Genomic DNA, 11,618 nt, shown 5'->3' on the forward strand with positions numbered 1-11,618 from the left:
CGCTCCCAAGATCAGCCGCGCATCAGCGCCATGACATGGGCGGAGGCCGAACGGGCCAGTCCTTCGAGGTCGTAGCCCCCCTCCAGCACCGAGACGATCTTGCCGCCGCAATGCTTGTCGGCGAGGTCCATGAGCTTCTTGGTCACCCAGGTATAGTCGTCTTCCAGCAGGTTGATGTTGCCGAGCGGGTCGCGCGTATGGGCGTCGAAGCCGGCGGAGATGATCAGCAGTTCCGGCCCGAAGGCCTCCAGGCGCGGCAGGATGCGGCTCTCGAAGGCGGCGCGGAAATGCTCGCCATCGTCGCCCGAGCGCAGCGGCGCGTTGACGATGTTGTCGGTGGTGCCGCGCTCGCCGACCGCGCCGGTGCCGGGAAACAGCGGCATCTGGTGGGTGGAGGCGTACATGACGCTCGGGTCCGAGAAGAAGATCTCCTGCGTGCCGTTGCCGTGATGCACGTCGAAATCGACGATGGCGACGCGGCCGATGCCGTGCACCTTCTGGGCGTGGCGGGCGGCGATGGCGACGTTGTTGAACAGGCAGAAGCCCATCGGCGTGCGGGTCTCGGCATGGTGACCGGGCGGGCGCATGGAGACGAAGGCGTTGTCCACCCTGCCCGCCAGCACCTCGTCGACGCCGAGCACGGCGCCGCCGACGCCGCGCCAGATCGCTTCGCCCGTGCCCGGCGACATCACCGTGTCGCCGTCGATGCGCACCATGCCCTCCTCCGGCATGGCCTCTTCCAGCGCCGCGACGAAATCCTCCGGATGCACCCGCACGATGTCCTCGCGCGCCGCCACCGGCGCCTGCTCGCGCGCCAGCGTGGCGAACTGCTCGCCCTCGAAGACCCGGTTGAGCACCCGCACCCGGTCCGGCCGCTCGGGATGGCCGGCGGGCGTGAGGTGGTCGAGGCAGGCGTCATGGGCGATCAGCAGGGTGGTCATGGCGTTCCTTTGGCGTTCCTTTGGCGACCCTTGGTCGTTCCGATCATTCGTTCTTGCAGCCGGCCGACCTGTCATCCAGGTCTGCCGCGTCGGGTTCCGCCGGCCAGTGGTGGACGATATGCCACGTCGCCGCCAGGGGCCAGCCGGGCGACGGCGGAATTTTCCGGCGCCGCACCCGCCGGCGGAACGGAGCGATCGCGGGCCGCACTAGGGCGCTGCCGTTGACCCACCCGGCGGGACGTCCTATCCGAGCGCGCCTGAGCGCGAGATGCAAGGGCACCAACCAGAGATGAGCGACGCGGTGACACCTCCGCCGGAAGCTATGACGCGAACGACCCGGCTGCGGGCGGCCGATGCCGCCGGCATCGCCGAGGCCGCGCGCGTGCTCATCGGCGGCGGGCTGGTCGCGCTGCCGACCGAGACGGTCTACGGCCTCGGCTGCGACGCCACCGATCCGCGCGCGGTCGCCAGCCTCTACGCGGCCAAGGGCCGGCCGCGCTTCAACCCGCTCATCGCCCATGTGCCCGACATCGCCGCGGCGCGGCGCGTGGGCGTGCTGACGCCGGCAGCCGAGGCGCTGGCCAGCCGTTTCTGGCCGGGACCGCTGACGCTGGTCGTGCCGGCCTTCGCGGACGCCACCTGTGCCCTCGCCCGCGCCGGGCTCGCCAGCGTGGCGATCCGCGTGCCAGCCCATCCCGTGGCGCAGGCGGTGCTGCGCGCGGCCGGACGGCCGATCGCCGCGCCGAGCGCCAACCGCTCCGGCCATGTCTCCCCGACCAGCGCCCAGCATGTACTGGCCGATCTCGACGGGCGCATCGACCTGATCCTCGATGCCGGCCCCTGCGCGGTCGGGGTGGAATCGACCATTCTCGACTGCACCGGCTCCGTGCCGGTGCTGCTGCGGCCGGGCGGCCTGCCGCGCGAGGCGATCGAGGCGGCGCTGGGAGCTCCGCTGGCGGGCCCTGTCGCGCATCCGCTCGGGGAGCCGGCTGCCGAGACCTCCCCGCTGGCGCCCGGCATGCTGGCCTCGCACTACGCCCCTTCAGTGCCGGTGCGGCTCGACGCGCGCGACGTGAAGCCGGGCGAGGCGCTGCTGACCTTCGCCGGCGCGCGGCCGCCCGGCGCCGAACAGGCGGTCGCCACGCGCGATCTCAGCCCGGCCGGCGAACTGGTGGAGGCGGCGGCCACTCTGTTCGCCTGTCTGCGCGAACTCGACCGCGCCGGGGCGCGCGCCATCGCCGTGGTGCCCTTGCCCCGCCACGGGCTGGGCGAGGCCATCGCCGACCGCCTGCGCCGCGCCGCCGCGCCGCGCTGAGCCTTCCGGCGCCGCAATCACGCGCCGCCAGGCCTTTGACGGTACGGCATTAACGCTCGCGCAAGGTTAATGGGCGACAATAGTGGAGCTGGGGCGTGCAGCGTCTTGCCTGTCACCGACAGGCCACGCCGTGGCGAGTGGTGTTGCGTCGTGTTGCGTAGGCGTCGGATCGACATGCGGGTCTCAACGCGCGTTCGAAGCTGGGGGATGAGGGGCGGCCTTCTGCTGGCCATGCTGGCCGGCGGCAGCAGCACCATCGGCTTCCAGGACATTCTCGCCCGCCTGGCACATCAGCCCGGCGTCGCCGAGCGCGCCCGGCTCTCCATTCTCGGCGGCCCGCCGCATCTGCTGAAGGCCTCGACCTTCGCCTGGCCCTCGGCCGCCTCGCTGCTCTCCGGCTCCGCCATCGCCGCCCCGCCGCCCGCCGGGCTCGCCATCGACATCAATCGCGCCGGCAAAGCCGACCGTCTCGCCGGCACGGAGCCGCTCGACGTCGACCCGCTGGCCGCCTCCGGCGTCGCCACGCCGGCGAGCCTTGCCGGCAGCGGCACCGGAACGCCGGCCGGCGGCATGGGAACGGGGACCGGCACCGGGGCGCCGGACGACGTCGCCGGCATCGGCACCGACCCCAATGAGGACGCAGACGAGGACGCGGACGGGGGCGACGACACCGACATGGAGGCCCGCGAGGCGACCGGTCTCTATTCCGTGCCGGCGGGCGACCCGACCGGCGACCCCTCCCAGCTCGAGGACGCCGGCCCGGCGATCGGGCTCGGCGCCGACGAGAACGACATCGTCGTGCCCGGCGACGGCGCGCTGGCGGCGATGAGCGACGACGAGGCGGCACGCCCGGCCTACCAGATCGACGCCAGCCTGCCGCTCTACCGGCAAAGCCTCTTCATCTTCGGGATGGACGAGAGCGCGCTGCCGCCGCAGCCCTTCCTGCATCAGGACAGGTCATCGGCAGGCGCGGCCGGCGACAGCGGCACCACCGACGCCGCCAAATCGGCGGATGGCGCCACGCGCCGCGTGGCGCGCGGGCCGAGCCCGGCCGAGCGGCTGGGCCTTGCCGGCAAGCGGCGCGAGCGGGCCGAGAAGTGCCTCGCCGAGGCGGTCTATTTCGAGAGCCGGGGCGAGCCCGAGCGCGGCCAGATCGCCGTCGCGCAGGTGGTGATGAACCGCGTCTTCTCCGGCTACTACCCCTCCGACATCTGCCGCGCGGTCTATCAGAACGCGCACCGCCGGCTCGCCTGCCAGTTCACCTTCGCCTGCGACAACATCAAGGACGTCGTCACCGAGCCGCGGCTGTGGAAGCAGGCGAAGGAGATCGCCGCCGACATGCTCGACGGGCTGATCTGGGACGACAAGGTCGGCCGGGCGACGCATTACCACGCGCGCTCCGTCCGCCCGAACTGGATCCGCGAGATGCGCAAGCTCGACCGCATCGGCGAGCACACCTTCTACCGCCCCCGCCGCTGGACGAGCTGAGCGGGCGGCCGGGGGTCAGCACCGGTTCCGTGGGGGCCGACCGGCCTTCGCGGCAGGGACCAGCCCCCTTCGCTGCCCCCCTTTCGCATCCTTGAGACCGACTATCGCGACGCGCGCGGGCCCGCGCAAAAGGGGCATTCCCTCGTGTCCGCCTGGCCGAGCCGCCGCGCCAGGGTCAGCGCCTCCGCACGGCTGGCTGCCGCGTGCCACCGGCCGTTGCGCTGCGATGCGCCGGCCTGCGTCCCACGGCCGTCATTGCACATGCCGCAGTCCGCGCGATGCACGCGCGCCCGCTTGTGGGTCCAGTTCTCATACACCCAGAAGTCGGCCATGACGGCTCCAGGAAACCCGGTGCACGAGACCCGGTGCAAGAAACCCGATGCACGAGACCCGGTGCACGAGCCCCGATGACGGGCGTCATCGTCGCAAACGAAAAAGCCCGGCACGAGGCCGGGCTTTCGCAATCCTGAATGCCGAAGGGCTCAGTTGAGCTTGGACTTCACCTCGGCGACCGCCTCGTTCAGCACGCGGTCGGCGGTGTCGCCGACGACATGGGCGGCGAGCAGCACCTCGGAGGCCTTCACCGCCGCGTCGGCGGCGGCGGCCTTCACCTCGGCGAGCGCCTGCGCCTCGGCCTGGGCGATCTTCTGCTCGGCCATCTTGGTGCGGCGGACGATGAGGTCCTCCAGCTTCTGCTTCGCTTCGGCGGCGAGGCGCTCGGCCTCGGCCTTGGCGGTGGTGACGATCGCCTCGGCCTCTTCCTCGGCCTCGCGCTGGCGGCGCTTGTACTCGGCGACGAGCTTCTGCGCCTCTTCCTTCAGCCGGCGGGCCTCTTCCAGCTCCTGACGGATCCGGTCGCCGCGCGCGTCCAGCTTGGAGACGATGCCGGAGAAGGCACCCGCCCTGGCCAGCAGGCCCATGAAGATGACGAAGGCGACGGCGACCCAGAAAGTATCGCTACCCATGGTGCGCTCCTCAGCTCTTGATGGCGGTGTCGACCGCCTCCTCGACCGCCTTCGGGGCGGGCGAAGCGCCAATCAGCGTCTTGACGATGGCGTCGGCCGCCTCGACCGCGATGCCGCGGACGTTGGACATCGCCGCCGTCTTGGTCGCTGCGATCTGCACTTCCGCCGCCGCCAGCTTGACCGAAAGATCGGCCTCGAGCGACTTGCGGCTCGCCTCGGCGCTGGCCGAGAGCTTGTCGCGCGTTTCGGTGGCGATGCCGTGCGCCTTGTTGCGGGCGCTGGCCAGCGCCTTCTCATAGGCGACGGCGGCCGCCTCGCTCTCCGCCTTCAGCTTGCCGGCTTCCTCGATATCGTCGGCGATGCGGTCGTGCCGCTCCTCGAGGATATTGGCGATGCGCGGCAGGGCGATGCGGCTCATCAGCAGGTAGAGCGCCGCGAAGGCGATCACCAGCCAGACGAGCTGCGAGGGATAGGTGTGGACGTCGAAGGGCGGGAAGCCGCCACCATGTGCTTCACCTGGGGGCACGGCGATCTCCACACCGCTTTCGGCCGGCAGGGTAGCAGGCGCCTCCGCCTGGGCGATGACGATGATACCGGCCGGACCTTGGGTCTCGGGCATGGTTCAGGCTTCCTCGATCGATGTGGACGTCAGCACAATACGGCACCGGGCGCCCCACTGAGGCGCGCCCGGCCCGAAAAGCGTCAGACCACGAAGAGCAGAACGAGGGCGACGACGAGCGAGAAGATGCCGAGACCTTCCGCGAGCGCCGCACCGATGAAGGCGCGGGCGAACTGGCCGTCGGCCGCCGACGGGTTGCGCAGGGCGCCCGAGAGGAAGTTGCCGAAAATGGTGCCCACGCCGATGGCGGCGAGGCCCATGCCGAGCGTGGCGAGACCGGCGCCGAGGAACTTGGCGGCTTCCGCTTCCATGATCTTCTCCTATTGGATTCGTCAGATTGGTTGGATTGGCTGGATGAGAGTCCCGCGACGCGCCGATCAGTGGCCCGGATGCAGCGCGTCGTTGAGATAGATGCAGGTCAGCACCGCGAAGACGTAAGCCTGCAGAGCGGCGACCAGGAATTCGAGCGCGGTGAGCGCCACCACCATCGTCAGCGGCAGCACGGCACCAAACCAGCCGACGACGCCCGAGGCGGTCATCATCACGATGAAGCCGGCGAACACCTTCATGGCGATGTGGCCCGCCAGCATGTTGGCGAACAGACGCAGCGAAAGGCTGATGGGGCGCGAGAGGAAGGAGATGACCTCGATCACGACCATGAAGGGAAGCAGGAAGACCGGCACGCCCGACGGCACGAACAGGTGCAGGAAGTGGGTGCCGTGGCGCACGAAGCCGTAGATGATGACCGTCAGGATGACCAGCAGCGCCAGCGCCGCGGTGACGATCAGGTGGCTGGTGACCGTGAAGGCGTAGGGGATCATGCCCACGAAGTTGGCGGTCAGCACGAAGATGAACAGCGAGAAGACGAGGGGGAAGAACTTCATCCCCTCATTGCCCGCCGAACCGCGCACCGTCGAGGCGACGAATTCGTAGGAAAGTTCCGCCATCGACTGCAGGCGGCCGGGCACCAGGGTGCGGCCGCGCGTGGCGAAGGTGAGGAAGAAGAACACCAGCGCCACGACGCCGAACATGAAGGCGGCGGAATTGGTGAAGGCGAACTCGATGCCGCCGGGCTTCCCCAGCTCCACGATCTTGATGATCTGGAACTGATGGATCGGATCGATCACGCTGCCGCTGGCCATCGCCGGTCGCTGCCCTCAACACGCGGCGCCCGAGAGCGCCCGTCCCCATCTCAAGGCGCCATGCCGAAGCACGGCGCCGCCAAACCCGTCAGGCGCCCGCCGGAAGGCCGGCGCCGAAATCCGTCATGCCCCGCCCTTGGGCGGACTCTTGCGGCCGGTTTCCCCTGCCGCGCGCATCATGTTCGCGATGCCGGCACCGAAGCCGAGCAGCATGAACACGATCATTCCCCACGGCGCGATGCCGAAGAAACGATCAATGGCCCAGCCGAGGCCGGCGCCGACCAGCACACCCGCGACAAACTCGCTTCCCAGCCGGAAAGCGAGCGTCATGCCGGCCGAAGACGACGTCCGATCCTGAACGGAGGACGCCTTTTCCTCGGCCCGCCGCTCGGCCTGCACCTTGTCCAGCGCACTGCCCAGCCCGCGAAGCCTGCCCGAAAGCTCCGAATCGGACACTTCCGGCTGACCCGAGTCCTTCTGGCCGTCCGTCTTGTCTCGGTCGTCCATGAACCGCACTCAGGCCTCACCAGAGAAGGATTTCTCCACCCCGAAGCCGGGCGCACCATAGTGTTCGCCCCTAGGGGTGTCAAGGATGTGAACACATCTTTTAAGTCATTGTAATAACAAGACAAAATCGTCAGGTGGACGCTCTGTCGCAGGCAGTTCGAGCCGGTTTCGCACCAAGGGAAGCTTTCGGCGTGGTTTTGGCATGCCAGAGCACCGGCCGAAATACGGCAAACGCCCCATGGGCGCGGCATTGCGCCTCACGCGATCGCGCATCCGGGCCCGGGAAAGCCCGTCAGCTCGCCTCGCGCCAGCTCTCGGCGGTGGCGAGATCGACGGAAACCAGCTTCGACACGCCGCGCTCGGCCATGGTGACGCCGAACAGGCGGTTCATCCGGCTCATGGTGATCGGGTTGTGGGTGATGGTGACGAAACGGGTCTCGGTGAGCCGGCGCATCTCGTCGAGCAGGTTGCAGAATCGCTCGACATTGGCGTCGTCGAGCGGCGCGTCGACCTCGTCGAGCACGCAGATCGGCGCCGGATTGGTGAGGAACACCGCGAAGATCAGCGCCATCGCCGTCAGCGCCTGCTCGCCGCCCGACAGCAGCGAGAGCGATTGCGGCTTCTTGCCCGGCGGCTTGGCGATGATGTCGAGGCCGGCTTCCAGCGGATCGTCCGAATCGGTCAGCACGAGCTGCGCCTCGCCGCCGCCGAACAGCGTGGTGAAGAGCTGGCGGAAATGGCCGTCGACGACGTTGAAGCTCACCTGCAGCCGCTCGCGCGCCTCGCGGTTGAGGCTGTAGATGCCCTGGCGCAGGCGCTTGATCGCCTCGGTCAGGTCGTCGCGCTCGGCGGCGAGCCCCTGCTGCTGGGTCTCGATCTCGATGAGTTCTTCCTCGGCGCGCAGGTTCACCGCGCCGAGCCGCTCGCGGTCGGCCTTGAGGCGGGCGAGTTCCACCTCCACCTCGGCCAGCGCGGGGAGCGGCGCATCGGCGGCGAAGCCGGCGATCTCGCGCGCGCTCTCGGGCGGCCCGTCCAGCACCTCGCCGACCTCGCGCACCAGAGCGCCGCGACGCTCGCGGGCGGCCTCCACCCGGGCCTCGGCGCGGGCGCTCTCCTCGCGCGCGGCGGCGAGCGCGTCGAGCGTGGCGCGGGCGAGCCTGTCGCCCTCGGCCTGCAGGGCTTCGGCGCCGGCGAGCCGGTCGGCGGCCTCGTGCCGGGCGGCCTCGGCCCTGGCGGTCTCGTCGAGCAGCGCGCGGCGGCGGGCGGCGAACCGTACCGGCGCGTCGTCGAGGCTCTCGCGCTCGGCGGCGGCCTCGGCGACGCGCGCCTCCAGCGCCGCCACGCGCTCGCCGGTGCCGCCGGCGCGCGCTTCCCACGAGGCGCGCTCGGCGGCGATGGCGGAAAGCCGGCGCAGACGCTGCTCGCGCTCGCGCACCAGCGCCTCCGCCCGGGCCCGCGCTTCCGCGAGGACCGCGCGGTCCTGCGCGACGCGGGCGCGAATCTCGGCGAGCCGCGCCTCGCCCTCGGCGGCGGCCGGCAGCGACGCGACGGCGGCGCGCGCCTCCTCCAGCACCCGGGCCGCCTGCTCGCGCTCGGCCTGCAGCCGGGCCAGATTGGCGCCGAGCGCGGCGAGGCGGGCGGCCTGCTCGGCGGCGGCGCGCTCGGCGCGGCCGAGCTCGTCGCGCGCCGCCTCCATGGTGCGCAGCGCGGCACGGCGGGCCTCGCGCGCGGCGTTCTCGCGGGCCGCCGCCGCGCGCAGCGCCGCCTCGGCGATTTCCAGCGCGGCGCGATGGACGGCGACCTCGGCGCGCGCGCCTTCCAGCTCGGCCTCGATGTCGGCGAGCCGGTTGCGCTCGGCCAGGCGGCGGGCGGCGGCGGTCGGCGCATCGGCGGCGGCGGTGAGGCCGTCCCAGCGCCACAGATCGCCCTCGCGCGAGACGAGGCGCTGGCCGGGCAGCAGCGCGGCGGACAGGCGCGGGCCGTCGGCGCGGGCCACCACGCCGATCTGCGCGAGGCGGCGGGCCAGCACCGGCGGCGCCTCGACATGGGCGCCCAGCGGATCGGCGCCGGCGGGCAGCGGCGCGTCGCCCGCTCCGTCGGACAGCGCCCAGTGCACCGGCGCGGCGGCATCGGCCGGCGCGTCGAGATCGTCGCCCAAGGCGGCGCCCAGCGCGGTCTCATAGCCGCGCTCGACGCGGATCGAATCGAGCACCGCCGGCCACTGGCGCGACGTGCCGACGTCGAGCAGCTTGGCGAGGGTGCGCGCCTCGGTGTCGAGCCGCTGGGCGGCGCGCTCCGCCTCGCCGAGCGGGCGGCGCGCGTGATCGAGCCCGGCACGTGCGGCGACATGGGCCTCCTCGGCCTCGTCCGCGGCGATCTCGGCACCGGCGAAGGCATCCTGCGCGGCCTCCGCCGCCTCCCGGCGCTCGTCCAGCCGCGCGGCGCCGACGCCGGCCTCGAGCTGGCGCTGCTGGCCGGCGAGCAGGTCGATCTCACGGTCGATCCGCGACAGCCGCTCGGCTTCCTCGCGCAGCGCGCGCTCCTGCGCACCGCGCCGGGCGGTGCGCTCGGCATTGACGGCGGTCGCCTCGGCGAAGTCGCGCTCGGATTCGGCCAGCATCGCCGCCGCTTCCTCGCGCATGGCGAGCGCCTCGTCCTCGAGCTGCGCCGCCTGCTCCTGCGCGAGCGCCAGTTCCTCGGCCTCATCAGTGAGGCGGGCCAGCATCTGGCCGGCATCGGCGGCAAGCGCGCGCTCGCGCTCCATGTCGCCGCCGAGCTGGGCCAGCCGGCGGACGAGTTCCTCGCGGCGGGCGCCGGCGCGGGCCTCGTCGCGGTCAAGTTCGCCGCGCGCCAAAGTGAGACGCTGCAACGCGGCGGCGCTCGCGGCATCGGCCTCGCGCAGGGCGGGAAGGCCATGCGCGGCGACGGCTGCCGCGCGTGCCGCCTCGCCCTGCTGCAGGGTGCGGGCGGCGACCTCGCGCACGGCGAGGTCCAGTGCCCGGCTCGCCTCGCTCAGCCCGCCCTCCGCCTCCAGCCAGCGCAGCCAGAGCAGCGCCGCCTCGGCCTTGCGGATGTCGCCCGACAGCACCCGGTAGCGCGAGGCCTGGCGCGACTGGCGGCGCAGCGCGTCGAGCTGCCCGGTGATCTGGCCGATGACGTCTTCCAGGCGGGTGAGGTTGGTCTCGGCGGCGCGCAGGCGCATCTCCGCCTCGTGCCGGCGCGCGTGCAGGCCGGCGACTCCGGCCGCCTCCTCCAGAAGCCGGCGGCGGGCGGCGGGCTTGGCACCGACGATCTCGCCGATCTGCCCCTGCCGCACCATGGAGGGCGAGCGCGAACCGGAGGAGGCGTCGGCGAACAGGATCTGCACGTCGCGCGCGCGCACCTCGCGCCCGTTGATGCGGTAGGACGAGCCGGCCTCGCGCTCGATGCGCCGGGAGATCTCCAGCAGGTCGGCATCGTTGAAGATGGCCGGGGCCGAGCGGTCGGCATTGTCGACGACGAGCACCACCTCGGCGGTGTTGCGCGCCGGGCGGGTGGTGGAGCCGCCGAAGATGACGTCGTCCATGCCTTCGGCGCGCATCGCCTTGTAGGAGCTTTCACCCATCACCCAGCGCATCGCCTCGACAAGGTTCGACTTGCCGCAGCCATTCGGGCCCACGACGCCGGTGAGGCCGGGCTCGATCAGCATTTCGGTCGGCTCGACGAACGTCTTGAAGCCGGTGAGACGCAGGCGGGTGAATTTCATACCCCTAGGGTGCAGCCCGGCAACCACAAGTTCAAGTGGCCACGCGCCTCCGATCCACGAGATGTTGAGGATTCCGGCCGCTGGCCACCGCGCCATCTTCCCGATCGAAGGCGAAGCCGCCGCTCCGGGATCGCCCGCCAGCGCCGACGCGATCCCGGAGCGGCCTGTGGCCGTCCGGGAGGACGGACGGCGAGAAGGACAGCCCCCTTGACCAAAGACTTATTGCCGATCGCCACCTTCTGCCGACAAACTGCGACTTGACGGCCGATCCTGCTGCCAGATCCGCACATGGAGGCAGACCATGCACCCACCTGCCCTCGACATGTTCGACCTGCGCATCCTGCGCGAGCTGCAGGATGATGGGCGGCTCACCAATGCCGAGCTTTCCGAGCGCATCGGCCTGTCGCCCTCGCCGTGCCTGCGGCGGACGCGGCGGCTGGAGGAGGAGGGGCTGATCGCCTCCTACCAGGCGCGGCTGGAGGCCGGCCGGCTCGGCCTCGGCGTGCTCGCCTTCATCCATGTGCATCTGGAACGGCAGGTGGAGGAGGCGGCGCGCGAATTCGAGGCGGCGGTGCTGGCACTGCCGCAGGTGGTGGCCTGCTACAGCGTGACCGGCGACAGCGACTACCTCTTGCATGTGGTGTGCGAGGACCTCGACGGCTTCGCCCATTTCGCCCATGACCGGCTGATGGGCCTGCCCGGCGTGCGCGGCGTGCGCTCCTCGCTGGCGCTGAAGCGGGTGAAGGAGAGCGGAAGGCTGCCCCTCGACCATCTGCGCGCCGTGCCCGCCTCCCCCGATTCGACTGCTGGAAAAATGGGCACCGAAACGGATCGCCCCAAAAAGCGGCTCTGACCCGCAGATTCTGCCACGACGCCGGACGACAGACGCTCAGAAC

11 protein-coding genes are annotated in these 11,618 nt (G+C 71.5%); 3 read left to right on the top strand and 8 right to left on the bottom strand.

Translation table 11 applies throughout. The annotated features are described in order from the left end of the window. Positions 1 to 11: 11 nt before the first annotated feature. Positions 12 to 941: a histone deacetylase family protein gene (locus tag AC1PZ7_RS00785; RefSeq protein WP_482357620.1), complete on the bottom strand. Its 930-nt coding sequence runs from the start codon at positions 939 to 941 to the stop codon at positions 12 to 14. 322 nt (positions 942 to 1,263) lie between these two features. Here AC1PZ7_RS00785 and AC1PZ7_RS00790 point away from each other — a divergent pair, with 322 nt between their 5' ends. Both AC1PZ7_RS00790 and AC1PZ7_RS00795 read left to right on the top strand, forming a co-directional pair. After that, entirely contained in the window at positions 1,264 to 2,256 is a 993-nt protein-coding gene (locus AC1PZ7_RS00790; protein ID WP_482357621.1) for an L-threonylcarbamoyladenylate synthase, read from the top strand. A gap of 207 nt (positions 2,257 to 2,463) precedes the next feature. Next, complete coding sequence (locus AC1PZ7_RS00795; protein ID WP_482357622.1) at positions 2,464 to 3,744, top strand: cell wall hydrolase; 1,281 nt, start codon at positions 2,464 to 2,466, stop codon at positions 3,742 to 3,744. 101 nt (positions 3,745 to 3,845) lie between these two features. On the opposite strand, the gene AC1PZ7_RS00800 is transcribed toward AC1PZ7_RS00795, so the two are convergent. The 7 genes from AC1PZ7_RS00800 to AC1PZ7_RS00830 form a co-directional block, all read right to left on the bottom strand. Further along, a complete protein-coding gene (locus AC1PZ7_RS00800) occupies positions 3,846 to 4,076 on the bottom strand; it encodes a hypothetical protein (protein ID WP_482357623.1) in 231 nt (76 codons plus the stop codon). Positions 4,077 to 4,226: 150 nt separating this feature from the next. Continuing rightward, positions 4,227 to 4,709, bottom strand: coding sequence for a F0F1 ATP synthase subunit B family protein (locus AC1PZ7_RS00805; protein ID WP_482357624.1), 483 nt, complete (start codon positions 4,707 to 4,709; stop codon positions 4,227 to 4,229). Positions 4,710 to 4,719: 10 nt separating this feature from the next. Further along, positions 4,720 to 5,328 (bottom strand): F0F1 ATP synthase subunit B, encoded by a 609-nt coding sequence (locus AC1PZ7_RS00810; RefSeq protein WP_482357625.1) that lies wholly within the window; start codon positions 5,326 to 5,328, stop codon positions 4,720 to 4,722. Positions 5,329 to 5,411: 83 nt separating this feature from the next. Next, positions 5,412 to 5,639 (bottom strand): F0F1 ATP synthase subunit C, encoded by a 228-nt coding sequence (locus tag AC1PZ7_RS00815; protein ID WP_131833791.1) that lies wholly within the window; start codon positions 5,637 to 5,639, stop codon positions 5,412 to 5,414. Positions 5,640 to 5,705: 66 nt separating this feature from the next. After that, the gene (locus AC1PZ7_RS00820) at positions 5,706 to 6,455 is read right to left on the bottom strand and encodes a F0F1 ATP synthase subunit A (RefSeq protein WP_482359535.1); all 750 of its coding nucleotides are present in this window, start codon (positions 6,453 to 6,455) and stop codon (positions 5,706 to 5,708) included. A gap of 138 nt (positions 6,456 to 6,593) precedes the next feature. Beyond that, complete coding sequence (locus tag AC1PZ7_RS00825) at positions 6,594 to 6,977, bottom strand: AtpZ/AtpI family protein (protein ID WP_482357626.1); 384 nt, start codon at positions 6,975 to 6,977, stop codon at positions 6,594 to 6,596. Positions 6,978 to 7,269: 292 nt separating this feature from the next. Next, entirely contained in the window at positions 7,270 to 10,722 is a 3,453-nt protein-coding gene (locus AC1PZ7_RS00830) for a chromosome segregation SMC family protein (RefSeq protein WP_482357627.1), read from the bottom strand. A 301-nt stretch (positions 10,723 to 11,023) separates the two neighbouring features. Between AC1PZ7_RS00830 and AC1PZ7_RS00835 the strand changes: the two genes are divergently transcribed. Continuing rightward, entirely contained in the window at positions 11,024 to 11,575 is a 552-nt protein-coding gene (locus AC1PZ7_RS00835) for an Lrp/AsnC family transcriptional regulator (RefSeq protein ID WP_482357628.1), read from the top strand. The last annotated feature ends 43 nt before the right edge of the window (positions 11,576 to 11,618 follow it).

The sequence above is a fragment of the Ancylobacter sp. TW_SC_1 genome (genome assembly GCF_056836805.1).